Here is a 25,683-nt window from a genome sequence, read left to right as displayed (position 1 = left end):
GGATATGAACAGTATTATTCCAATGCACAATGCTGAACACGATTATAACGAACTTGTACAAAGTGATCGTGCCCATACTTCACTTTATAAAGATGCACAAATCTTTGAAGATGAAATGGAAAAAATTTTCTATAAAACTTGGGTTTGGGTAGCACATGCCAGTGAAATTCCAGATGCAGGCAGTTATAAAACCATGAATATTGGGAAACAACCTGTCGTAGCAGTACGAGACCGAAAAAAGAAAGTGCATGTGTTATTAAACCGCTGTCGTCACCGTGCTGCGACAGTGTGTGAACATAAAAAAGGTAAGACCAATAGTTTTGTTTGTCCATATCACGGGTGGAGCTATGCACTTGATGGTAGTTTACGTGGTGTACCATCTCCTGAAAGTTATGGTGACTGCTTAGATAAATCAGAGTTTCCATTAATCAGTCTACGTGTTGAAGAATACAATGGGATGATTTTTGCTTCATTCAACCATGATATTGAACCCTTGGAAGATTTCCTTGGTGGTGCAAAAAAATGGATCGATTTGTTTATGAAACAAGGAGCAGGTTATCCGATAAAAGTTCTTGGTGAGCATCGTTTTACATTCCCAGGCAATTGGAAAATTCAGCTCGAAAATACGACGGATGCATATCATTTTCCATTGGTACACAAATCATTCCTGAGTTCTGTTGATGAAAAAACAGAAGAGCTATTTAACTTTGAAAATCAACCAGGTTTTGTTGAAGACTTAGGTAATGGTCACAGTGTGATGGTGATGATTCCAGAATTGGTTGATTTAGATGAAGAGTTGATGGAGCGTCCGATTCAAGAGCGTTTTGAAGACTTAGCACAAGCGCTACGTGATGAAGGTCATGAAGAACTTGAAGTACGTCGTATTGTCCGTGCAGTTGGTGGTACAGGCTTTAACCTCAATATTTTCCCGAATATTGCATGCTCTATGGCGTTCTTCCGTGTGATGCAGCCAATTTCTGTAGAAAAAACCGAGATTCACCATTCTGTAATTACGATGGATGGCGGTCCACAAGTGGCGAACCAATATCGTTTACGTTTACATGAGCATTTCCAAGGTCCGTTTGGTTTCGGTACACCGGACGATGCGGAAGCATGGGAGCGTGTACAACACGGTGCAAATGCAGGGAATGATTTATGGATCATGTTGAACCGTGGCTTACCGGGTGAAGTGAAAACTGAAGATGGTGTAAAAAGCGATGTAAGTGCAGAAACGGGAATGCGCGCTGCTTATCAGCAGTGGAAAAAGTTGATGACGGCTTAAGGTGGAATAGCATGAAAATTGATTTAAATTTACTCAATGAAGTAACGGCTTTTATTTGGGCTGAAGCAGATATGTTGGATCATTCTGAGCATCATGCTTGGTTAGATTTATGGAATGAAAAGGGTGTTTATATCATTCCGATTGATCCAACATTGACGGATTACGAAAATAATTTGAACTATGCTTATGACGACCATCACATGCGCAAACTACGTGTTGAGCGTTTAGAAAATGGTGAAGCGATTTCAACGGCACCTAAGGCCAATACTGTACGTAGTGTATCTCGTGTGCGTATTTTAAAAGATGAAAATGGTGAAATTATTTTACGTTGTGCACAAAACTTACGTGAGTTTCGTAAAGAAAATTTAAAACATTATACCGCTGATGTCACTTTTCATTTAGTACGTGATGAAGCACAAGGTTTTAAAATTAATCGTAAAATTATTAATTTAGTTAATTCTACCGATACTTTAGCGGGTATCAGTTACATTCTCTAGGAGAAAAAAATGAAACAAGTTGTTTTAGTGACGGGTGCCGCTTCAGGTTTAGGCAATGTCATTGCAGAATATTTCGCAGCTCAAGGGCACCAAGTGATTTTATCAGCAAGTACATTGGAAAAAGCTAAAACTGCTCAAGGAAAAAGCCAATTTGCTGAAAACTTATTTCCATTGAAATTGGATATATCTGTCGAAGCAGATTTTTATGCAGCAGTGCAGTGGATTGAGCAAAAATTTTCAAAACTAGATGTTCTAATTAACAATGCAACTGTGACTAAGGCAACGCCTGTACTTGAAATTACTGCTGCTGACTTTGATTGGGTAACACAAGTCAATCAGCGTGGTACGTTCCAAGCATGTCAGATTATTGGTCAATATATGGCTGACAAGGGATATGGTCGTATTGTCAATATGGCGTCTTTAGCTGGGCAAAATGGGGGAACTGCAACAGGTGCGCATTATGCAGCCACTAAAGGCGCCATTGTGACCTTAACCAAAATTTTTGCCAAGGAATTCGCAGCCAAAGGTGTAACAGTGAATGCGATTGCACCTGGACCAATGGAATCTCCTATTGTGCATAGTGTGGTTTCAGATGAAAAGATGACCCAATTTATCCAAAATATTCCAGTGAAAGCATTGGGAAGCATGGAGTTTATTGCGGAAACTTGTGCTTTGTTGGCGAGTCCAACTGCTGCATTTGTGACGGGAGCAACTTGGGATATCAATGGCGGATTATTTATGCGTTAAGCCTTGAGCTGATGCATTGTTGGGAGATAAAAAATGACTACACTTTATGATGTCGTTGTTAAAAACCGCCATGTAGAAGGGGGAAATGTTGCTGTCATGGAATTTGAGTCAGCAACTGCTTCTGCATTGCCGAAAATTGAAGCGGGTGCACACATTGATGTATATCTACCGAATGGTATGGTGCGTCAATATTCATTGTGCCAAAACCCAGATCAGCAAGGTATTTTTCGTTTAGGCATTTTACGTGATCCTGAATCACGTGGTGGATCAGTTTCTGCATTTGATGATCTCAAAGATGGGATGCAGATACAGGTGAGTGAGCCCAAAAATTTATTTCCTTTAGCTAAAGCGAAACATTCTGTTCTGATTGGTGGTGGAATAGGAATTACGCCATTAATCACTATGGCATATCAATTGGCACAAGAGGGTGCATCATTTGAACTACATTACTGTGGTTCAAGTCCTGAACGATCTGCTTTCGTTGACGAGCTTAAGCAAGGTCAACTTGCTGAGTTCACAACCTTTCATTTTAAATCTGAAGGTGCAAGCCACCGTGAGTTTTTTGAATCCGCAATTCAAAATATTGATGCAGAAAGCCATATTTATACCTGTGGTCCAAATGGATTTATGGATTGGGTGATTAATTTAGCAACTACTCAACATTTTCCTGAGCATCAAATCCATAAAGAATATTTCCAAGTAGATGTGGAAACAGGTGGTGATGCATTTGAAGTTGTTGCGCAACAAAGTGGCAAAATTATCATGGTGAATGCTGAAGAAACGATTTTACAGGCATTAGCACGTGAAGGCATTGAAATAGAAATGTCATGTGAGCAAGGTGTATGTGGCACGTGTATGTGCGATGTGATTGAAGGTGAGCCTGATCATCGAGATGTGTATTTTACCGATGAAGAAAAAGCCAGTAATGAACAAATCCTTGTATGTTGTTCACGTTCAAAATCTGCACGTTTAGTGCTTGATATATAACTGATGAACGACACTAGATTCTAGTAGGAATTGGATTAAAGCTTGAGGAGACAATAATGAATACATTACCAGCCAAGGAAACAGCAACAATAGATCCAATAAAATTCCGTCGAGCACTCGGCAACTTTGCGACAGGTGTCACTATTATGACTGCGCAAAGTGCAACAGGAGAAAAGGTGGGTGTTACGGCAAATAGTTTCAACTCTGTTTCGTTGGACCCTGCATTAATTTTATGGAGCATAGATAAAAATTCATCTAGCTTTCATGTGTTTGAGCAAGCCACACATTTTGCTGTAAATATATTATCGGGTTCGCAAATTGAGTTGTCTAATAAGTTTTCACGCCGAAATATAGATAAATACGAAGGAACAAGCTACCGTGAAGGGGTAGGTTCAGTACCTATTTTAGATCATTGTTCTGCAGTTTTTGAATGTGAACGTCATCAGATTATAGAGGGAGGGGATCATTGGATCATCATAGGAAAGGTGGTTGATTTTCATGATGAAGGTCGCAGTCCGCTCGTTTATCATCAAGGTGCATACTCAGGTGTTACGCCACATCCATTGTTACAGGTGAAGGATACTGTAGAGCCAACAGCGGATAGTGTAGGTGAAATGCATCATGGTCATTTATATCGCAATGTTTGCTACCTGATGAGCCGCGCTTTTAAATTTTATCAGAATGATTATATCCCTAAGCAGTTAGTTACAGGCTTTAGAACAAGTGAGGCTCGTTTATTACTCGTTTTGGGCAGCGGTACTTCGTCTAGTAAAGCTGATTTACCGCGTGATATTGCTATGCCAATGCGTGAAGTAGAGCAATCCGCAGCAATTTTAGCAAAAGAAGGTCTTTTAACTGAACAGAATGGTTTTTATCTTTTAACTGAAAAAGGGAAAAAGACAGCACATTATCTTTTTGATATTGCAGACAGCCATCAAAATGATGTATTTGAAAAATATCCAGAAAGTGAAAAGGAAATTTTCATTAAAATTTTAATGGATATTGCTGGTGTTGTATGAAATGTATTCCGATAAGTGTTTTAGGCGCTTATCGGAATTCAAAATTAGATCTTTTAAGTTGGGTGAGGTGTACTATTTTATATAGGCATATCTCACAAGCTTTATTTGATGGATTTTATAATTTTGGCGTTAAATTTGACTGCAGAAATTTTTACTTTTTTACTGATGTTAAGCTTCGAAAGCATATATTTACCTCACGAAGTGAAAGCCTCTGTTTTGCATAGCCATTAATTTATTCCCCTTATTAATATTTAGAAATTTTTTGAAATAATATGCTCGAATAAAAAAATAAATTTTTAAAGGAAAGAATAGTTTAATTTAAATCAAATGATCAAAAAAAATATTTAAATATGTATTTATAAAACAATATTTTATATTTACTTTTAAATGTGGTATTAATTATTAAAAAGTCTCCATTTGTTAAAAAGTCTCATTCGGCAGTCTATAGGTGAATTTTTCATAGACTTGTAATTTATAGTGATTAGACATTGACAAAGGAGCTAGTCATTATGCTTACCAAAGAACAAAATGAGTTAATTACGGATGTAAGTCCAGGTTCAGCATTAAACAAATATTGGAAAAGATTTTGGTTACCTGTATTACGTGGTGCTGCGCTCGAAGCAGGCGGCACACCTAAAAAGGTAGAAATGCTGTGCGAAAAATATGTGGCTTTCCGTGGTGACAATGGCAAAGTAGGTTTTCTTTATGAAGCGTGTCCACACAGAGGTATTTCCTTGGCGATGGGGCGTAATGAAAACAACCGTTTGACCTGTATTTTCCATGGTTGGAGTTTCGACGCAGAAGGAAACTGTACCAATATGCCTACAGAAAAAGACCAATCTTTCTGTAGTAAAGTCAAAGGACAAGGATTCCCCGTAAGGGAAGCGGGTGGAATCGTATGGGTGTATCTCGGTGAGGGTGAGCCGCCTAAATTTAATGATTATGCATTTACTCAAGTAGACAGCATTCATGTACGTCCACGTGCATCTTATAATGAAGCGAATTGGTTCCAAAATGTTGAAACATTAATGGATTCGGCGCACATTAATTTACTGCATAACGATTCAACTGCAAATGCAGATATTCCACAACATGGTTTACAACTGACAGCTGGAAATAACACACCAAAATATACTTTTGAACCTCGTCCATACGGTCTACGTTCTTATTCACTTCGTGAAAATCCTACGGGTAATCAAGATTATCTGCGTGTGACTGAGTATGTTGCACCAGGAACCGCTTTTATTGGGACAACAGATGCAGAAGCAGGTTTTGTGATCATGGTGATCCCTGTTAATAATACGCGTAGCTTACAGTGGTATGTGTATTGGGATGCTAGACAACCGATTAATGATAATCTTCCTGATTTCTCTATGGATGGTACGGATGAAGACGATGATAACTTTGCTGCTTCACGTCAAGGCTTGCCATTTTATGGACAAGACCGTGAAGCAATGAAAGCAGGCAAAAGTTGGACTGGTGTTCCAGGGGTAATTTTTGAAGATTATGCCGTTGCTGAAAGTATTCCGATTGTAGACCGTACTCGTGAATTTTTAGGGAGTGGTGACTTAGCCATTGTTCGTACGCGTCGTATTTTATTAGAACGAATTAAATTATCTACTGAAGATAAAGAATGCGTTTTTGCAGATGAAATAGATTATCGTTCATTACGTGCCTTGGCTGATTTAATTCCAAAAGGTGCAGACATCAAAGAACATGCTTATGCACGTGAAGCTGAGCGTCGTATTAAATTATATCCTGCGGATGAAAAAACAGAGGAAGCAACAGCTTAAATAGCGGGTTGATTTGTGTTTTTTCACTCAATATTTAGGTAGGAGTAAAGTTATGGAGCGACTAAAGGTTAGAGTAAAAACAATTACTTATTTAGCCGATGGTATTTTGGGTTATGAGTTTTCTGCTGTGGATGGTGTGCAATTGCCATCATTTTCAGCTGGGTCAAATATTGATTTAATTGTAGAGGGTATTCCTGTTCGTAGTTACTCTCTATATAACAACTTTGATGTGACTAACACATATAAAGTTGCGATCAACCGCGATGAAAACAGTCGTGGTGGCTCAATTGGATATCAAAATAATCTAAAAGCTGGACAGATTATCGAAATTTCTGAACCACGTAATAATTTTGAATTTCATGGCGACAAAGATGAAATTGTGTTTATTGCGGGGGGAATTGGGATCACTCCAATCCTTTCGATGATTGAACAAGTCAAGACCGATTATTGGAAGCTCTATTACTTTGCTCGTGCTCAGGATAAATGTGCTTTTTTTGATGAATTAAAAGCACAATATGCAGATCATGTTGAAATTATTCTTAACTCAGAGGGTACAAGTAAACGGATTTCGCATGTTTTTGAAGCACATTCTCCTGAAAATACAGAGTTTTATTGTTGTGGTCCAAAGGCGATGATTGATGATTTTAAATCTCATCACACGTCGTACCCATACTGCTATTATGAATCATTTGTTGCAGAGCATGAAGTATCAACAGAAAACTCCTATACTGTTGAGTTGCGTAAAAGCAATAAATTGATTGAAGTGGTGCAAGGAGAGACCTTGCTTGATGCTTTGTTAAAAAATGGTTGTGATGTGATGAATTCTTGCCGTGAAGGGGTTTGTGGTGCTTGTGAAACACCAATCCTAGAAGGAGAAGCAGATCATCGAGATTCTATTTTAACCGATGATGAAAAAGCAGAAAATAAAACTATTTTCCCATGTTGTTCAAGTGCAAAAGGCAAGCTGCTTGTCCTTGATATTTAAGCCATGTATTTGAGGCTAGATCAGATTATTTTTTATTATTAAAAGATATCTGATCTAGATGATATGGTAGTAATGCTCCTAAGCCCAAATTTGAAAGAGAGATTTTAGTATGGAGGATATTGGGCTTAAATTTTTGAGCTTAGATCAGCACTAAAGTTTTTCTTTGGGATTTTGTTGTAGATATTCTTTTAAAGATATACCCATATGCTTTTGAAATAAATAATTAATCTTATTTATATTTTCAACCCCAGAGTTTTGACAGACTTGATCTATCGGCTGACCTGCTGCAAGTAACTCTTTGATAATACTGAGGCGTTTATGACTCAGAAAATTGTAAGGTGTTGTTCCAAAAGTTTTTTTAAATTCACGAAATAAATGTGAGCGTGACCAATTCATCGTGTTACAGAAGTCTTCGATATTAATTTTAGACATGTAATTGTGTTCTATAAATTCTTGTAATTTTTTGACCTGAAAAGAAGTAAAACCTCCTGTGATGACATTTTTTTCTTGAAAGTTATCTAAATATTTGTCTTTAAGATGGACAAAGCATTCCTGATACATTTTTAAAATAAAGGTTTTTCGTTCTTCGCTATTTTTATAAGATAAAATCATTTTGAATAGACCTTCAACCCAATTATCTTTAATCCCATGTAATTCATTGTTTTGTAGGGCATGTGCAATTTCTTCGGGATTAAAGGCCACAATGTCTTTCCAAAAGTATAAATGGGCATAGCGTAGTTTATTATAGAGATTCCACTCATAACTATTTAAGCCATAGAGCGCGATTGAATTGAATTTAACGTTATTGTGTCCAATCACATTATTTCGTACACGAATGCTCCCTGTAATATGAAAGGTCAAGCAGATTTCTTCTAATTGAGGTTCAATCAATTTGATGTTGTTGGTTTCCCAAATTGCAAAAATGGGTTGCTCACCAACAAAAATACTTTCTAATAAGGTAGCATTGGGATTATTTAAGATGGTTTCGAAAGCAGTTTTACCTTGACTGCTGACTAATTTGCTCGCCGGGAGAGAAGAATCGTTGAGATTATCCATTATCATCCTTGAGATCAATATTTAAAACGATCATTATGGTGGTGTAGCATAATGTTTTATTCGAAACTGTTTTAGGATTCATGTCTGTATTGAGGATAAAATCGACAAAAATAAGCTGGATCTTTAAAGCCCAATGGCTAAGCGATACTCCAGATGGGCAGTGAGGTTGTACAGAATAAACATTTTGCCGCATGAATTGTTCGTTGAGCAATATATTTTTACAGGATTGACTTATTAAATGCTTGAATAAACCATTTAAGCGTAAATCACTGATATACAATATGTTGCTGTGTTCAGATACACACCGATGTTGATCATAATACAGTTCAAATAAGTTTGAAAACTGTAAAAATAGAAATTGATCATCTATGTCGTGTGCTGTAGAGCCCTTGTGTTTGGAAAATGAGCCAATAAAAGCGAATAGCTGTTTTAGGGTTTGATTGAGAAAATTAATCTCAGCATGTGCTTTATTTTTTTGTATTTTATTAATAAATTCAATATATTGCTCAATGCCTAACCAAGTCTGTGCATCAGTCGTTGTTAAATTTTCAAGTGATACAGAGCATGCGCATAATACCCTAATGTCATTATATATCGTTGCAATTTGTAACCATAATATTTCTTCAATCTATATACATAAGCCTGATGTGAATGTATCGGTTTCGTTTGAGGTGCTATAGTTTGTTCTGCAGGGGATGAAAATTAAAGCCCATTTCCATATGTATATCACTGTTTATTGAGCATCAAGTCTGGTTTAAATGCTTTGAAAATAAAAATGTCAATAATACAGTAGTCTGCATGCAAAGTAATGTTGTATAGATCTAGAGCATGTAAAGGATTTGGAAAAGATAGAAAAACTTCGTTATTTATGCTCTAGTGACAGGATTTTCAAAACATAAATTTAGATATTTATTGATTTTCATGCATTTATACCCTTTGGAAACATGATTTTTACAATAATATGTAAAAAGCACTTGCAAATCGTTAATATATTAACTATAAAGTTAATATGTTAACTAAATTGTTTCTTGTCTAGTAGGGAACACTGGAATTTAAGTCGAGAACATAAATGAATGATTTGAACCAAATTGTAAAACAAGGGAATATTTTTGGTATTGCTTTGAATTATAAAAACCTGTACAGCACATTGCAGGCACAATTTAATGAAAAACCTTATGTAAAAGAACCCATTAAACCAGTTCTTTTTATTAAGACACCGAACACACGTAACCAATCAGGTCAGCTTGTGGTTAAGCGTGTGGGTGAGGTTTTACAAGCAGGCGCTGCGGTCGGTATTGTGATTGCAAAAGCAACAAGTCGTGTCAAACAGGCAGATGCCAATGATCATATCGCAGGCTATGTGGTGATCAATGAGCTGAGCTTACCTGAAGATAGTTACTATCGTCCTGCAATTAAAGCAAAGTGCCAAGATGGCTTTTGTGTCATAGGTGATGTGGTTGCTCAAGACCAAGTCAACAATGTTGCAAATTTAGAACTACGTGTCTATGTCAATGGTGAGTTAAAACAGACAGGGAATACTTCGGATTGGATTCGTAGTCCTGCGCAAATCATTGAAGAAATTTCAGATTATATGCCGCTCAATGAAGGTGACATTATCATCACAGGTACACCACTTGGTCGCCCTGCTTTATTAAAAGGTGATGTGGTTCGTGTTGAAGTGGATCAATTGGGTGCTGTGGAAAATACCGTTCAGGAACAGGGAGTGTAATCATGAAAACTGCACGTATTCGTTATAATAATGAAGTTTTAAATGTTGAAGTTCTTGATGATTTACAAGTGAAGTTAGCTTCAGGTGACGTGTTGACTGAGCAACAAGTGGAATGGCTTCCACCTGCACAAGGTACCATGTTTGCACTGGGTTTAAACTATGCAGACCATGCGCGTGAATTGGCTTTTGAACCACCTAAAGAACCCTTGATCTTTATTAAAGCACCGAACACGTATACAGGTCACAACAAAAATACATGGCGTCCAGACAACGTGGACTATATGCACTATGAATGTGAATTGGTTGCGGTGATTGGTAAAACGGCAAAAAATGTCAAACGTGAAGATGCGCTGGATTATTTAGCGGGTTATACCTTGTGTAATGACTATGCGATTCGTGACTATTTAGAAAATTATTATCGTCCAAACTTACGCGTAAAAAACCGTCATTCAACGACACCAGTTGGACCGTACATCATTGATGCTGCCTCAGTGCCGACACCAAATAACTTAAAACTGCGTACCTGGGTGAATGGTGAACTTCGTCAAGAAGGGACGACTGCAGATATGATTTTTGATGTGCCATTTTTAATTGAATACATCTCATCATTTATGACTTTACAACCAGGCGACATGATCGCGACAGGGACACCAGAAGGGTTGTCAGATGTAGTCCCAGGGGATGAAGTTGTGGTTGAGATTGAAGGTGTGGGGCAGTTACGTAACCACATTATTTCTGAAACAGAATTTTTTGCACAAAACGCATAAGAGAAGGAATTTGACATGATTAAGCATTGGATTAACGGTAAAGAAGTTGAAAGCCAAGAAACATTTACCAACTATAACCCTGCAACCATGGAAGCGATTGGTGAAGTTGCAAGTGGCGGACAAGCTGAAATTGATTTAGCCGTTGCAGCAGCAAAAGCGGCAGCACCTAAATGGGCAAGAACGCCTGCCAAAGAACGTGCACGTTTGATGCGCAATTTGGGTGATTTAATTGACCAAAACGTAGCAAAAATTGCAGAGTTAGAAACGTTAGATACTGGTTTGCCGATTCATCAAACCAAGAATGTATTGATTCCACGTGCATCGCATAACTTCAACTTCTTTGCGGAAGTGTGTACCCGTATGAACGGTCATACTTATCCTGTGGATGACCAATTTCTAAACTACACATTACATCAACCTGTGGGTGTATGTGGTTTAGTGTCTCCGTGGAATGTCCCGTTTATGACGGCGACATGGAAAACTGCACCATGTTTAGCATTGGGTAATACTGCTGTACTCAAAATGTCTGAACTTTCTCCAATTACGGCGAATGAATTGGGACGCTTAGCACTTGAAGCGGGTATTCCTGAAGGTGTATTTAACGTAGTACAAGGTTTAGGTTCAACTGCGGGTGATGCACTTGTTAAACATCCTGATGTCCGTGCTATTTCATTTACAGGTGGTACAGCAACAGGTCGTAAGATCATGGCCAATGCGGGTCTGAAAAAATACTCTATGGAGCTTGGTGGTAAATCTCCAGTGCTTATTTTTGAAGATGCTGACTTAGAACGCGCTTTAGATGCAGCATTGTTTACTATTTTCTCTTTAAATGGCGAGCGTTGTACTGCGGGTAGCCGTATTTTCATCCAAGAATCGGTTTATGATGAGTTTGTCAAAGAGTTTGCGCGTCGTGCTAAAAATATCATTGTCGGTGATCCGCAAGATCCGAACACACAAGTGGGTTCAATGATCACGCAAGCACACTATGACAAAGTCACAGGCTATATCAAAATTGGTCTTGAAGAAGGCGCAAACATGGTTGCAGGTGGTTTAGAGCGTCCTCTGAATTTGCCAGCGCATTTACAAAAAGGGCAGTTCATTCAACCGACGGTATTTGCTGACGTAGACAACCGTATGCGTATTGCACAAGAAGAAATCTTTGGCCCTGTCGTGTGTTTAATCAAATTTAAAGATGAAGCCGATGCGCTTCGCTTGGCTAACGATACCGAATATGGTCTAGCGTCTTATATTTGGACACAAGACATTACCAAAGCACATCGTTTAGCGGCAGGCATTGAAGCAGGTATGGTGTTCATCAACAGTCAAAACGTGCGTGATCTTCGTCAACCATTTGGTGGTGTAAAAGGTTCGGGTACAGGTCGTGAAGGTGGTGAATATAGTTTTGAAGTATTTACCGAGCTTAAAAACGTCAGTATTTCAATGGGTACACATCATGTACCAAAATGGGGTGTGTAAACGCCCCCTTCGGGAAATAAATACAGTATTTTAAAATTTCAGGAAGAAAGAATATGGGTAAGCTCGCTTTAGCTGCAAAAATTACACATGTACCGTCCATGTATTTATCAGAATTGCCGGGACCGACCAACGGAATTCGTCAGGCAGCCATTGATGGACATAAAGAAATAGGTCGCCGTTGCCGTCAGTTAGGTGTCGATACCATTGTGGTCTTTGATAGTCACTGGTTAGTCAATAGTGCCTTTCATATCAATGCTGGTGCACATTTTGGTGGTGTCTATACCAGTAATGAATTACCGCATTTTATTCAAAATATGGAATTTGATTACGATGGTAATCCAGAACTTGGTCAGTTGATGGCTGAGGAAATCTGTAAAACAGGGATTCGTGCCCAAGCGCATAATATTGAAAGCTTAGAATTAGAGTATGGCACATTGGTTCCGATGCGCTATATGAACCAAGATAAACATTTTAAAGTGGTCTCTGTTTCTGCATTTTTAACTTCACATGATTTACAAGACAGCCGTAAATTTGGTGAAGGTTTGCTCAAAGCGATTGAAAAATATGACGGTACAGTGGCGGTATTTGCTAGTGGTTCATTATCACATCGTTTTATTTGGGATCGTGAATATAAGCGTGGTATGGATGAATATACCCGTGAGTGGGATCGTCAAGTCGACAAGCACGTGGTAGGCATGTGGGAACGTGCGGAGTGGAAAGAATTTACTGACATGTTGCCTGAATATGCAGAATACTGCTATGGCGAAGGTGGTATGCATGACACGGCAATGCTGCTTGGACTCTTAGGTTGGGATCAATACGACAAAGCTGTAGAAATTATTACACCTGCATTTCCAAGTTCAGGTACAGGGCAGATTAATGCGATTTTCCCACTGCCTGATTCAATGGCTTAAATCATAAAAAGGAGATTTTTGATGCCACATTTTATTGCGGAATACAGTGCAAATTTAGAAGATGCTGTTGATTTTCAGGATTTATTCGAGCAAGTGAATAATTTCTTAGGTGGCACAGGAATCTTCCCTTTAGGTGGCATTCGTAGCCGTGCAATTCGTATGGATAAATTTCGAATGGCAGATGGTTTACATGATTACGCCTTTGTCCATATGACCTTAAAGGTCGGTTCTGGGCGAGATTTAGAAACCCGACAGCGTGTTGCAACAGCATTATTTGAAAAAATTGAAGCATTTTTTCAGCCATTGAAAGATCAGCGTTTATTGGCGATTTCTTTTGAAATGACAGAACTTGATCCTGTTCTTAATTTTAAATCCAATAATATTCACCAGTTTTTAAAAAATAATGGCTAGATAAGGATATCGAGATGTTAGAGAAAGCAAAAATTCAGGAACTTGCGTTACAACTGGATCAAGCAGAAAAATCAGGTACGCAAATGCGTCAGTTTTCTTTGCAATATCCTGAGATCACCATTGAAGATGCCTATGCAATTCAAAAAGCATGGGTGGCGCATAAAATTGCCAATGGGCGTAAATTGGTTGGGCACAAAATCGGTTTAACTTCACGTGCGATGCAAGTGTCATCGAATATTACCGAACCTGATTATGGCGCATTATTAGATGATATGGTCTTTGAGGAAGGCTCTGATATCCCGATGTCACGTTTTATTGTGCCACGTGTGGAAGTAGAGTTAGCGTTTATTTTAGGTAAGCCACTTTCAGGGCCAAATTGTACGATTTTTGATGTGTTGGATGCGACAGATTATGTTATTCCTGCTATCGAAATTATTGATGCACGTTTACACAATGTTGATCCTGAAACTAAAATTACCCGTAAAGTATTTGATACCATTTCTGACAACGCAGCCAACGCAGGTATTGTGTTAGGTGGTCGTCCAATTAAACCGAATGAACTCGATTTACGTCGTATTTCTGCGATTTTATACCGTAATGGCGTGATTGAAGAATCGGGTGTATCCGCTGCAGTACTGAATCATCCTGCTAAAGGCGTAGCATGGTTAGCCAACAAATTACATCCTTATGGTGTGACCTTGGAAGCAGGACAAATTATTTTAGGCGGTTCGTTTACCCGTCCTGTGGCTGCACAAGCAGGTGATACTTTTCATATTGATTATGACCAACTGGGTTCAGTGGCATTTCGTTTTATGTAATTGCGTATTCAGTTGAGGTATAGATCATGTTAAATCCGAAAAATACATTTAAACAAAAGCTTAAAACACAACAACAGATTGGCATGTGGGTCGGTTTAGCAAATAGTTACTGTGCAGAAATTGCTGCCAATGCAGGCTATGATTGGTTGTTGATCGATGGTGAACATGCACCAAATGACATTCGTAGTATTTTAGAGCAGTTACAGGTGATAGCACCCTATGCAAGTCAGGCCGTTGTACGCCCTGTGACAGGCAGTGTGCCACTCATTAAACAATTGTTAGATGTGGGTGCACAAACTTTACTGATTCCGATGGTTGAGTCAGCAGAGCAGGCAGAGCTGATGGTTAGTGCAACGCGTTACCCACCTGAAGGTATTCGTGGTGTGGGCGCAGCATTAGCCCGTGCATCACGTTGGAATAATATTGGTGATTATTTGCAACATGCCGAGGATGAAATTTGTGTTTTAGTGCAAATTGAGTCGAAAAAAGGTTTAGAAAATTTAGATGCAATTTTAGCCGTTGAAGGTATTGATGGCGTCTTTATTGGTCCAGCTGATTTATCCGCTGCTCTAGGCTATCGTGGCAATCCGGGTCATCCTGATGTACAACAGATTATTGTCGATACCATTGCAAAAATTCGACAAGCAGGCAAAGCGGCAGGTATTCTATCTGCAGATGAAAGTCTTGCAAAACAATATTTAGCGTTAGGTACAGAGTTCGTTGCAGTCGGTGTAGATACAAGTTTGTTAATGAAGTCAATGAAGCAACTTCTTGGTAAATTTAAAAACATTGAAGAAAAAGCACCACAAGGACCGAGCGTCTATTAAGGAGAATGTAGATGCAATTGTCAAATTCAGCATTATTGAAAAACCAAGTATTTATTGATGGTCAATGGGTTTCTGCTACAGATCAAAAAACTTTTGTGGTCACTGATCCTGCAACAGGTGAAGAAATTGCACGTGTACCATCGGTCACGACTCAACAGGTAGAACAGGCTGTTGAAGCAGCAGATGAAGCACTTAAAACGTGGAAACTAACTACAGCAAAAGAGCGTTCACTTTTACTTAAAAAATGGTATCAATTGATGATCGATCATCAAGAAGATTTAGCGATTATTTTAAGTACCGAGCAAGGTAAATCGATTACCGAAAGTCGTGGTGAAATTTTGTATGGTGCGAGTTTTATCGAATGGTTTGCTGAAGAAGCTAAACGTACTTATGGCGATGTGATCCCACACGATAAACAAGGTCGCCGTTTGGTGGTGATTCGTCAACCTGTGGGGGTGGTGGCTGCCATTACACCATGGAATTTCCCCAATGCCATGATTACTCGTAAAGTCGGTCCAGCCTTGGCTGCGGGTTGTACGGTAGTGATTAAACCAGCATCAGAAACACCTTTATCTGCATTAGCTTTGGTGGCTTTGGCTGAACAAGCAGGTATTCCAAAAGGCGTTGTCAATGTCGTGACAGGCAGTGCACGAGAGATTGGTGCGGTGTTAACTTCTCATCCTGCGGTGAAAAAAGTTTCATTTACGGGTTCAACACAAATTGGCAAATTGTTGATGGAACAGTGTTCATCCACCATGAAAAAAGTCAGTATGGAACTGGGTGGAAATGCACCTTTCATTGTGTTTGATGATGCTGATTTAGATCGTGCTGTTGAAGGTGCGATTGCCTCAAAATTCCGTAACAGTGGTCAAACCTGTGTCTGTACCAACCGCCTTTTGGTGCAAGACAAAGTTTATGATGCCTTTATTGAAAAATTAGCTATTGCGGTGAAAAAATTGAAGGTTGCACCTGCATTTGAAGAAGGGGCAGAACAAGGGCCTTTGATTAATGAAAAAGCAGTTGAAAAAATTCAGGAACATATTGAAGACGCAACATCAAAAGGGGCAAAAATTGTGGCGGGTGGTCATCGCCATGCTTTAGGTAAAACATTCTTTGAGCCAACCATTTTAGCGGATGTTACACCTGAAATGTTGGTGGCAAACGATGAAACTTTTGGACCATTAGCACCTGTTTTTAAGTTCTCTACCGAAGAGCAAGCCATTCAAATGGCAAATGATACAGAATTTGGTTTGGCTTCTTATTTGTATACTCAAAATTTAAGCCGTGCATGGCGTATGGGCGAGGCACTTGAGTATGGTATGGTGGGCATCAATGAAGGAATTATATCCACAGAAATTGCACCATTCGGTGGGATTAAAGAGTCTGGTGGAGGTCGAGAAGGATCCAAATATGGTATTGAAGACTATATGGAACTAAAATATATGTGTATGGGAATTTAATAGTTTTTTAAATATTTTAAGTAGTATTTTAAAAGCTTAAATCACTCTGAATTAACACAAAAATTCTCTATATATGAGAATTTTTGTGTTTTAATCGTGATTAATTATTAAAAATAAAATTATTAAATATTGCGTATATTTAGTTAATATGTTAAATATATTATTCGCAACCATATACCTTGAACGGATTTTAAGTGTATATGTTGAGTTTTAGAAAAGGGTAGAATTTTTATTTAATTATATAGTTAATATATTAATTAATATTAAATTCTTAGATTTTTAGGTTCGTACGGCTTATTAAACAAGACGACCTATTAATGAAATGGAATATCTGAAAAGGATATGGGAGAAGGAAATGACAACATCATCAGTATATGTTGCTCCTACAGATAAAATGACCACAGATGAAAAGAAAGTTGCATTTGCAACGATTATTGGGACAACTGTCGAGTGGTATGATTTTTTTATTTACGCAGCTGCCGCAGGTTTAGTATTTAAAACTGCATTTTTTGCACCAGCAGGTAATGCACTAGGTACTTTATTGGCTTTTGCAACTGTTGGCTTAAGTTTTCTATTTCGTCCATTAGGCGCATTTTTAGCAGGCCATTACGGTGACAAATATGGTCGTCGTGTGATTTTGGTCTTGACTCTTGTTTGCATGGGGTTATCTACAGCATTGATTGGTTTATTGCCGACTTATGAAACCATTGGTGTAATGGCACCAATCTTGTTATTGATATTACGTATTTTACAAGGTTTGTCGGCAGGTGGTGAATGGGGCGGTGCAGTATTGATGGCCGTAGAACATGCACCTACCCATCGTCGTGGACGTTTTGGTTCATTTCCACAAATTGGCGTGCCATTAGGCTTATTACTTGCATCTGGTATGTTTGCATTGATGAGTGGCGTGATTGCACCAGGTGATGCATTCATGGAATGGGGATGGAGAATTCCATTTTTATTCAGTATTGTCTTATTGTTTGTTGGACATTGGATTCGCCGTACAGTAGAAGAAAGCCCAGTCTTTGAAGAAATTAAAGAACGTAAATCTGCATCTGAAACACCAATCCTTGACTTATTTAAAAAACACTCAACACTATTATTTCTAACGGCTTTATTGTTTGCAGGTAATAGTGCTGTAGGGTATATGACGACAGGTGGTTTTATTCAAAACTATACAACCAATCCTGATGGTGCTTTGCATATGGCACGTACGCCAATTTTGATGTGTGTGGCATTATCAGCAGCAGTTTGGTTGTTATTTACTTGGGTCTCAGGTGGATTATCAGACAAAATTGGGCGTAAAAAAACTTACATCATTGGTTGGATCATGCAATTGGCAGGTGTATTGGCATTATTCCCATTAGTGAACATGGGGACAGTGGCTTCCGTTGCTGTGGCATTGAGTATTTTATCCATGGGAATTGGTTTAACGTATGGCGTAATGTCTGCATATTTTTCTGAATTATTTCCTGCATCGATTCGTTTCTCGGGAGTATCTATTGCCTATGCTATTGGTGCAATCTTAGGTGGTGCATTCTCTCCTTTAATTGCAACATGGTTGATTGATTTGACAGGGAGTACTGCTTCTGTTGCGATTTATCTTTCTGTGATGACCTTGATCGGTTTAGTTGCAACATTATCTTTACGAGACCGTACAGGTATTCCATTAGGCCCTGATCATGAAGCGGAACAAGCTGTTTCTCCCGTGGTCTGGCATAAAAAATAATTTTTAATCAATTCAGGGGTGATTATGCTAATAAACTTAATATGTTAATTATATTTTATTGGCATAATAATTTTAGAAAAGGAAATCTATTGTGTTTGTGCATAAGTGAAAGTTTAAGTTTCACTTAAAAACATAGTAATAAGGATAGATTATGAATAAGAAAATCATCGTTTCATGCATTTGTGTTGCGCAAGGATTAGTGCTAACAAATGCTCATGCTGACTTTATCAAAGATTCAGAAACGACATTACAATTACGTAACTTTTATGTTGATCGAGATTACGATGGTAATGTGGTAAAAGACCATGAAAACTGGTCACAAAGTGTAAGCCTGATTGCGAAATCAGGCTATACCGATGATGAGCTTGTGCAAGTCGGCTTAGATGCATCTATACGCTATGCGGTACGTTTAAATGAAGATAAACATGCACCAAATTACATTATGCCGTATGACCCTGTCACTCAAACGCAAGACCCAGACCAACTAAAATTGGGGGGAACGCTGAAACTGAAAAAGAGCAAGTCTGAGTTAAAAATAGGTGAAATTATTCCTAAAAACCCAGTACTACACACAGATGAATCTCGTCAATTACCGACCACATTTTTAGGTGCGGTATTTGAAAGTAGTGATATTCAAGATACGAAACTTACACTTGGGCATATTACCAAAGTAAATGCACGTGATGATGATCATTATAAAGACCTCAGCTTAACCAATGGTAAAATCGTGGCTCATAGTGATGGCTTTAATATGTTTGGTGTCGAACATAAATTTACCCCGCAAATTACTGGTACTTATTTTTATGGTGGTTTAGAAGATATTTATAATCAGCACTTTGCTGGTGTTTCATATCAACCAAAGTTTTCAGATAATTTATCATTGCGTTCAGATTTGTATTATTTTAATACAAGGGACACAGGGGACAGTGCAGCAGGAAAAATTGATAATGATGTGATTTCAACGCTGAATGTACTGACGTATGGTAACCATAAATTTGGTTTGGGTTATCGTCAACAATTTGGCGAAACAGGATATCCTGCATTAAATGGTTGGGTACCTCAACTTTACCTTGCCAATTGGACGGTTTCAGTATTTTCTAAGCCGAAAGAGCGTTCATTTCAGTTCCGTTATGATTATGATATGAAAGGTATTGGCTTGGATGGATTAAACTTATTATTACGTTATTACACAGCAGATAATGCACATGTAGGTGAAATTCGTGATGGTAAGGAAGATGAATTGGATGTGTTATTGTCTTATAAAATCCCTGAAACTTATATTAAAGGGCTAAATTTCCAATGGTTATATGCGAAAGCAACAACTGATTTTGGCCCTGATTTTACAGAAAATCGTGTTGCATTGACTTATAATTATAAGTTTTAAGATATCCTAAAACATCATTAGGGAAATAGCCACTATTTCCCTTATTTTTGAATGAAATTGCTTTATTTAATTTTTATAAATTGATCTATATGATTATTTAGAGTAAATCCAAGATATATTTCAGATCTGAAAATGTTAAAATCAATTGTGTTTATTGAGAAAATGACTTCATGAAAAAAATTCGTCCTTCATTAACCTTAGCGCTTTTACAGGCAAGAGAAGCGGCAATGTCTCATTTTAGACCTGCTTTAAATGAAAGGGGTTTAACGGAACAACAGTGGCGAATTATTCGTATTTTGTACCAATATGGAACTTTAGAAAGCAATCAACTTGCTGAATTGGCTTGTATTTTAAAACCTAGCCTAACAGGAATTTTAAACCGGATGATCGAACAAGGGAATATCCAAAAAGACAAAGATATTCATGACCAACGAATCAATTTGATTAGTTTAACTGATGCTGGAAAGGAATGCTTTGAACTACAGGCAACCAAAATGGAAGCATCGTATAAAAATATTCAGGAACAATTTGGACCTGAAAAAATGCAACAATTGATGGAATTGTTAAATGATTTATCTAAGATCAAAATGAATTCTTAAGAGCTTTGTTTTGAAAGAAACACACGCATAAATAGATCGTTAAAATCGCACAAAAGCCAAGCATAGTGTATTTTGCACCGAAGAAAGAGGCAATGAAACCCGCTGCCAATCCACCTAAAGCATCAAAGCCAAAGCGGGTAGATGTATAAATTGAGACTACGCGCCCTCGAAACTCTGCGGGTGTATTTTTTTGAATGAGAATGTTGGTGGAAACATTGGCTGTGGAAATGCCGAAACCTAATAAAAATAATGCAATATAATACGAAAATTGTAGATTGAGCGTGCCAAGTAAGAGCAGCCCAATCGCACAAAACCCCATGTTGTATTGAATGCGAGTTTGAGTTTTTTCAAAGTTTTGTGTTTTGGCTAAAATTAAGGAAGAAATCAAAGAGCCAATACCTGCCATTCCCCATAAATAGCCCAAAGTGGTCTCATTGCCTTTTAAATAGTCCTTTGCAAATACAGGAATGAGTGCCACATAGCTGGATGCTGTGAGATTTAATACAGCAATATTTAGCATCATTTTTCTATATTCTTTATTTTTAAAAACAAAGCTATAACCTTGTAGAAATACTTTTTGTATATTCTCCGTTACACGGTGAACTGCTACATTTTTCATTAAGAGCAATGCAATGATTAAAAATAAATAGGAAACAGCATTAAAAATAAAACAGGTCAAGGCATTGCTGACAGCTAAAATCAAACCTGCAATAGGTGGACCAATGAAACGGCATGCATTAAAAATCATGGCATTTAACGCTAATGCATTGGCAATATTACTTCTATCATCAACCAAATCACTGATAAATGACTGCCGTAAAGGAGTATCAATTGCAGTTAAAACACCCAATAAAATCGATAATGCCAAAATGCCAAGCTGATTTAATAGACCCAAATAGGTCAAAACTGCTAACAGCAGTGCTTGGATCAGAAAAAGAAATTGAACAAAAATCAATGCCTTTCTTTTATTGAGTTTATCTATGACTGCACCCACAAATGGACTCACTACTAGTTGTGGTGCTAAAGCAAAAAAAGCAATTAAACCCAATATAGAGGCTGAGTGGGTTAATTCATACGCAAGCCAAGCAAGAGCAACTTGTTGTATCCATGTCCCAAGTGTAGAAAACGTATGTCCAATAAAATAATTTCTGAAATTAGGATAACTTAAACTAGAAAATATGGATGACATATTATTTGGGGACTTGAAATTAAATTAACATGTTAACTGATTTGTGAGGGTATGAATATTAGAATTTATGTAAATTTTAGAGCGCGTTAAATGAAATTGATCAGTTCAACCTGCAGATCAACGAAAGGTGAATCTACCTATAGTTTTATTTTAAAATAAAAGAATTAAAATGGGAATTAAATCAGGGTTATATCATCAACTGATATCTGATATTTAATGATTTAAACACGCATATTCGTTTATTTTCTTATAACAGGATATTGATTTGCAGAATAATGTGATTTTTTGCAAAAAATAATCAACCCGATCGAAGTCAGGTTGATTTTTACCTGATTATTTTACAGTAAAGCTTGCTGTAAAACTGCGTGCTTCACGCCGTGCATCAGGGTCTGACGGCATTGGGAAGGGTGCAGCTGAGTAAACGGCTTGTACTATGCTTTCTTTTAGCATTGGATCAGAGGCATTTACAAGAATAATAGAAGATACAGCACCACTTTCGGTTAAAATAATACGAGCAGTTGCTTTTTGCGCCGAAAGACCTACTGGTATGCTCCAAGCATTATGAATTTTATTTACAAAATCACGTTTGGTAGAAGGTACGATTATTTGAGTTTCAGCTTTTTTATTTACTTCCATAGCTACATTTTCTGTAGTTTGATTTTTAGTTTGGGTTGTAATATCGGACTCAATTAGATTAGATGTATCCAATAGCTTAGAGTAATTCATTTGAGTGAAGTGATCAGTGCTACAACTCTGGATTAAAAATGCTAAAGATAAAATAAACAATACATATTTTTGAATATTCAATATATTTGTCCTGAGATACTAAAAAGAAACCCTGCCGAAACAGGGTTTAATTTCTAAATCATTTTGTTGATGTAAATGTTGATGTAATAACTAAAGCTTCTCTTCTTGCATCAGGGTCTGAAGGCATAGGGAATGGTGCAGCATTATTGATAGCTGATTTAATACTAGCGTCTAATACTTCATCACCACTAGATGAAGTGATGACTATGGATTTAACAGAACCTGATTCAGACAAGGTAAAACGGACTGAAACCCTTTTACCAGTAGTATTATTTGGAACTCTCCATGCTGACTGAACTCTATTTGTAAAATCACGTTTTGCAGAAGAAGCAATTTTTTTCGCTTCAGCACGTTTAGCTGCAGCTTCTTCTTTGGCTTTTTGGGCAGAAGATGCTTTTGCTTCAGCAGCAGCTTTTTCTTTGGCGTCTGCATCTGCTTTACGTTTTGCCTCTGCGTCAGCTTTGGCTTTTTCATTTGCCTCTTGTTTAGCTTTTGCAGCAGCGTCAGCTTTGGCTTGGCGTGCTTTTTCGGCAGCCTCTTGTTTGGCTTTTGCAGCAGCATCGGCTTTGGCTTGACGCGCTTTTTCGGCAGCGTCTTGTTTGGCTTTTGCAGCAGCATCGGCTTTGGCTTGACGTGCTTTTTCGGCAGCCTCTTGTTTAGCTTTTGCAGCAGCATCTGCTTTGGCTTGACGCGCTTTTTCGGCAGCGTCTTGTTTGGCTTTTGCAGCAGCATCGGCTTTGGCTTGACGCGCTTTTTCGGCAGCCTCTTGTTTAGCTTTTGCAGCAGCATCGGCTTTGGCTTGACGTGCTTTTTCGGCAGCATCTTGCTTGGCTTTTGCAGCTTGCGCAGCCTTTTCTTGTGCTAATTTTGCTGCACGATCTTGACGTGCTTTTTCAGCAGCATCGGCTTTGGCTTTTTCATTTGCCGCTTGTTTAGCCTTTGCAGCAGCATCAGCTTTAGCCTGACGTGCTTTCTCATTGGCTTCTGCTTTGGCTTTTTCCGCAGCTTCACGTTTGGCAGCGGCGGCAGCTTCTGCTTTAGCTTTGGCATTTGCTTCAGCCTTCGCACGTTCAGCTTCATTTTTTGCTTGGCGAATTTTTTCATTCGCCTCTTGCCGTGCTTTTTCAGCTTCAGCAGCCTTTAAGCGTGCGGTTTCAACGGCTTTGGCTTGTGCTTTTGCTGCATCTGCTGCCGCTTTTTGTTCAGCTTCAGCGGCTTTTGCCTCCGCTGCTGCTTTTTGCATGTCAACTTTAGGCGTTGGTGTGGGAAGAGGTGGAGATGTAATTGGAATATTGGGTGCATCCACGACAGGTTCCGCAGTTTGCTGTATATTTTCAGCAATATGCGTGTCTGCTGTTTCAACTGAATCTGAGATTTCTAAAGGTTCAGCTTCTAGCGGTGGGATGTCCTCAGGCTTGACCAATACAGTTTTGATCTGCTTCGGTGGTTCAAGTGGTTTACTCATGCCAAGAAAAAGTAAGCCAACAATTGCCACCACATGGACACCAAGGGTGAATCCAAGTGCAATCGCATTTTCTTTCGATTGTGGCTGATTAAAATCTTTCATAGCTTATTTTAAAGGCTCAGTCAGTAGTCCAACTTGGTTCAGTCCAGCTTCTTGCAGGGTAGACATTAAACTCATAACTTCACCATAAGGACGAGATTCACTACCATTAATTAGAACATTAAACTGCTTGTTATTTTCTTGTGCTTCCGCTTGTGAATCAGTTAAGGCAGTTTTCAGCTCTTCTAAGCTCATTACATCATTTTTATGCTGACTATCTTCGAGTTTAATTGTCCCATCTGCTTCTAAAGTCACAATTGCTGGCCGATCTTGTGATTGAATCGGTGTGCTATTGGCTTGAGGTAGGTCGACTTTGACTCCAGTAGTGATCATGGGTGCTGTGACCATAAAGATCACCAAAAGAACTAACATGACATCAATATAAGGAACGACATTCATATCGCTCTTTAACGGTTTTTTGACGCGCTCAAAGCGTCCCGAACGTTGAATTGCCATTAGTCATTTTCCTGTGTTGAACCCACAGACTGACGTTGTAATAGCGCCACCATTTCTTCAGCAAATAATGCACGATCAGAATAGATTTCCTCACCTTTGGCTGTGTAATGGTTAAATGCCAAAACTGCAGGAATTGCTGCAAAAAGACCAATTGCAGTTGCAATTAAAGCTTCAGCGATACCAGGTGCAACGGTTGCTAAAGTCACTTGATCGACTTGTGCAAGACCAATAAAGGCATTCATAATTCCCCAAACGGTACCAAATAAGCCAACATAAGGTGCAACAGAACCAATACTGGCTAAAGCACTTAAGCCTTGTTCTAAGCGACCTTGATCACGGCTTAAACCGACACGTAAAATTCGTTCAGTTCCTTCAATCATTGGAGCTGTGTCTGCATGGCGTTTTTTTAATTTTAAAAATTCACTGAGACCTTGATAGAAAATATCTTCTAAACCATCACGCTTAGAGTTAAGTTGAGCATTGTTATATAAGGTGTTTAGTTCTGCACCAGACCAGAAGATTTTTTGAAAATGATCATCGCCTTGGCGGGCTTTTTTATAGCCCATATGTAACTTGGCAATGAGATACCAACTAAATAAAGACGCGAGTACCAAAACCAGCATGACCAGTTGTACCACAGGACTTGCTTGTAAAATTAAATCAGAAACGTGAAGAGAAGATTCGAGTTGAGTTGCCATAGTTACATGTGCCAAGTAAATTTTTTTTATTCGTGAGCCAATTCTTTTTGAATCAACTCGCGGATTTCATCAGGAATACGACGAGGTTTCATTGCTGTACTTAGACATGCTAATTCTACCTCACCAGAAGCAAGCATGATTTCACCACGATAAATATTTTGTTGCAATACAAAAGACGTTGCTTTACACGAAACTACACGAGCTGTAACAGTAATTAAATCATCCATGAGGATCGGGCGCATATATTTCACATTTATTTTATGCACCACAAAGTGATAGTCTTTTTGATGCCAATAATGATCAATGCCTGATGCCCGTAGCCATTCAGTACGGGTACGTTCCATAAAGCGGATATGATTGGCATGGTATACGATCCCACCTGCATCAGTGTCTTCAATATATACACGGATTTGAAACTCAAATTTGTTTGCCATGACCATTTCCAATTTATACATTTACAATGAAATAAGCATTTGCATTTTGATGTAG

25 protein-coding genes are annotated in these 25,683 nt (G+C 38.3%); 18 read left to right on the top strand and 7 right to left on the bottom strand.

Annotated elements, in window-relative coordinates; genetic code table 11:
• Positions 1–4: 4 nt before the first annotated feature.
• From G0028_RS12675 to G0028_RS12645, 7 genes are all read left to right on the top strand, one after another.
• Complete coding sequence (locus tag G0028_RS12675) at positions 5–1,282, top strand: aromatic ring-hydroxylating oxygenase subunit alpha (protein WP_174492335.1); 1,278 nt, start codon at positions 5–7, stop codon at positions 1,280–1,282.
• An 11-nt stretch (positions 1,283–1,293) separates the two neighbouring features.
• Entirely contained in the window at positions 1,294–1,779 is a 486-nt protein-coding gene (locus G0028_RS12670; protein WP_130073078.1) for an aromatic-ring-hydroxylating dioxygenase subunit beta, read from the top strand.
• Between the two features lie 9 nt (positions 1,780–1,788).
• Positions 1,789–2,526 carry an SDR family NAD(P)-dependent oxidoreductase gene (locus G0028_RS12665; RefSeq protein ID WP_180046209.1) on the top strand — a complete coding sequence of 246 codons (738 nt, stop codon included), beginning with the start codon at positions 1,789–1,791 and terminating at the stop codon, positions 2,524–2,526.
• 33 nt (positions 2,527–2,559) lie between these two features.
• Complete coding sequence (locus tag G0028_RS12660) at positions 2,560–3,513, top strand: PDR/VanB family oxidoreductase (RefSeq protein ID WP_174492336.1); 954 nt, start codon at positions 2,560–2,562, stop codon at positions 3,511–3,513.
• Positions 3,514–3,569: 56 nt separating this feature from the next.
• Positions 3,570–4,532: a p-hydroxyphenylacetate 3-hydroxylase reductase component gene (locus G0028_RS12655; RefSeq protein WP_180046210.1), complete on the top strand. Its 963-nt coding sequence runs from the start codon at positions 3,570–3,572 to the stop codon at positions 4,530–4,532.
• Positions 4,533–5,041: 509 nt separating this feature from the next.
• The gene (locus tag G0028_RS12650; protein ID WP_180046212.1) at positions 5,042–6,325 is read left to right on the top strand and encodes a Rieske 2Fe-2S domain-containing protein; all 1,284 of its coding nucleotides are present in this window, start codon (positions 5,042–5,044) and stop codon (positions 6,323–6,325) included.
• 52 nt (positions 6,326–6,377) lie between these two features.
• Entirely contained in the window at positions 6,378–7,310 is a 933-nt protein-coding gene (locus G0028_RS12645; protein ID WP_180046215.1) for a PDR/VanB family oxidoreductase, read from the top strand.
• A 150-nt stretch (positions 7,311–7,460) separates the two neighbouring features.
• Here G0028_RS12645 and G0028_RS12640 read toward each other — a convergent pair whose 3' ends face one another.
• Complete coding sequence (locus G0028_RS12640) at positions 7,461–8,366, bottom strand: helix-turn-helix transcriptional regulator (protein ID WP_180046217.1); 906 nt, start codon at positions 8,364–8,366, stop codon at positions 7,461–7,463.
• 1,069 nt (positions 8,367–9,435) lie between these two features.
• On the opposite strand from G0028_RS12640, the gene G0028_RS12635 reads away from it, so the two are divergent.
• The 11 genes from G0028_RS12635 to hpaR all read left to right on the top strand — a co-directional run bounded on the left by G0028_RS12635 (position 9,436) and on the right by hpaR (position 20,480).
• Positions 9,436–10,095 carry a fumarylacetoacetate hydrolase family protein gene (locus G0028_RS12635; protein WP_180046219.1) on the top strand — a complete coding sequence of 220 codons (660 nt, stop codon included), beginning with the start codon at positions 9,436–9,438 and terminating at the stop codon, positions 10,093–10,095.
• A gap of 2 nt (positions 10,096–10,097) precedes the next feature.
• Positions 10,098–10,862, top strand: a complete 765-nt coding sequence (locus G0028_RS12630; protein WP_180046220.1) for a fumarylacetoacetate hydrolase family protein — start codon at positions 10,098–10,100, stop codon at positions 10,860–10,862.
• A 15-nt stretch (positions 10,863–10,877) separates the two neighbouring features.
• On the top strand, positions 10,878–12,338 hold the full coding sequence (gene hpaE, locus G0028_RS12625) for a 5-carboxymethyl-2-hydroxymuconate semialdehyde dehydrogenase (RefSeq protein WP_130073087.1): 1,461 nt from the start codon (positions 10,878–10,880) through the stop codon (positions 12,336–12,338).
• Positions 12,339–12,391: 53 nt separating this feature from the next.
• Complete coding sequence (gene hpaD / locus G0028_RS12620) at positions 12,392–13,252, top strand: 3,4-dihydroxyphenylacetate 2,3-dioxygenase (protein ID WP_130073088.1); 861 nt, start codon at positions 12,392–12,394, stop codon at positions 13,250–13,252.
• Between the two features lie 21 nt (positions 13,253–13,273).
• A complete protein-coding gene (locus G0028_RS12615; protein WP_130073089.1) occupies positions 13,274–13,663 on the top strand; it encodes a 5-carboxymethyl-2-hydroxymuconate Delta-isomerase in 390 nt (129 codons plus the stop codon).
• Between the two features lie 14 nt (positions 13,664–13,677).
• A complete protein-coding gene (gene hpaH, locus G0028_RS12610; protein ID WP_130073090.1) occupies positions 13,678–14,481 on the top strand; it encodes a 2-oxo-hept-4-ene-1,7-dioate hydratase in 804 nt (267 codons plus the stop codon).
• Positions 14,482–14,507: 26 nt separating this feature from the next.
• On the top strand, positions 14,508–15,308 hold the full coding sequence (gene hpaI, locus G0028_RS12605; protein ID WP_180046222.1) for a 4-hydroxy-2-oxoheptanedioate aldolase: 801 nt from the start codon (positions 14,508–14,510) through the stop codon (positions 15,306–15,308).
• A gap of 11 nt (positions 15,309–15,319) precedes the next feature.
• Positions 15,320–16,768 (top strand): NAD-dependent succinate-semialdehyde dehydrogenase, encoded by a 1,449-nt coding sequence (locus G0028_RS12600; protein WP_130073092.1) that lies wholly within the window; start codon positions 15,320–15,322, stop codon positions 16,766–16,768.
• 355 nt (positions 16,769–17,123) lie between these two features.
• Positions 17,124–18,497, top strand: coding sequence for an MFS transporter (locus G0028_RS12595; protein WP_174492344.1), 1,374 nt, complete (start codon positions 17,124–17,126; stop codon positions 18,495–18,497).
• 151 nt (positions 18,498–18,648) lie between these two features.
• Positions 18,649–19,881: an OprD family outer membrane porin gene (locus G0028_RS12590; protein WP_180046224.1), complete on the top strand. Its 1,233-nt coding sequence runs from the start codon at positions 18,649–18,651 to the stop codon at positions 19,879–19,881.
• Between the two features lie 170 nt (positions 19,882–20,051).
• On the top strand, positions 20,052–20,480 hold the full coding sequence (gene hpaR, locus G0028_RS12585) for a homoprotocatechuate degradation operon regulator HpaR (protein WP_130073095.1): 429 nt from the start codon (positions 20,052–20,054) through the stop codon (positions 20,478–20,480).
• Here the strand turns inward: hpaR and G0028_RS12580 are convergent.
• From G0028_RS12580 to ybgC, 6 genes are all read right to left on the bottom strand, one after another.
• Positions 20,464–21,669, bottom strand: coding sequence for an MFS transporter (locus G0028_RS12580; protein WP_180046226.1), 1,206 nt, complete (start codon positions 21,667–21,669; stop codon positions 20,464–20,466). The genes hpaR and G0028_RS12580 overlap by 17 nt on opposite strands.
• A 333-nt stretch (positions 21,670–22,002) precedes the next feature.
• Entirely contained in the window at positions 22,003–22,476 is a 474-nt protein-coding gene (locus tag G0028_RS21375) for a cell envelope integrity protein TolA (RefSeq protein WP_372403277.1), read from the bottom strand.
• A 58-nt stretch (positions 22,477–22,534) separates the two neighbouring features.
• The gene (gene tolA / locus G0028_RS12570; RefSeq protein WP_180046228.1) at positions 22,535–24,043 is read right to left on the bottom strand and encodes a cell envelope integrity protein TolA; all 1,509 of its coding nucleotides are present in this window, start codon (positions 24,041–24,043) and stop codon (positions 22,535–22,537) included.
• A gap of 3 nt (positions 24,044–24,046) precedes the next feature.
• Complete coding sequence (gene tolR / locus G0028_RS12565) at positions 24,047–24,496, bottom strand: protein TolR (RefSeq protein ID WP_130073098.1); 450 nt, start codon at positions 24,494–24,496, stop codon at positions 24,047–24,049.
• Positions 24,496–25,194 (bottom strand): protein TolQ, encoded by a 699-nt coding sequence (gene tolQ / locus G0028_RS12560; RefSeq protein WP_130073099.1) that lies wholly within the window; start codon positions 25,192–25,194, stop codon positions 24,496–24,498. Before tolQ ends, tolR begins: the two co-directional genes overlap by 1 nt.
• A gap of 26 nt (positions 25,195–25,220) precedes the next feature.
• Positions 25,221–25,628 carry a tol-pal system-associated acyl-CoA thioesterase gene (ybgC, locus tag G0028_RS12555; protein WP_130073100.1) on the bottom strand — a complete coding sequence of 136 codons (408 nt, stop codon included), beginning with the start codon at positions 25,626–25,628 and terminating at the stop codon, positions 25,221–25,223.
• Between the last annotated feature and the right edge of the window lie 55 nt (positions 25,629–25,683).

The sequence above is a fragment of the Acinetobacter piscicola genome (genome assembly GCF_015218165.1).
GTDB lineage: Bacteria > Pseudomonadota > Gammaproteobacteria > Pseudomonadales > Moraxellaceae > Acinetobacter > Acinetobacter piscicola_A.
The sequence above is the reverse complement of the archived record's forward strand: the minus strand, read 5'-3'. Positions and strand labels throughout refer to the sequence as shown.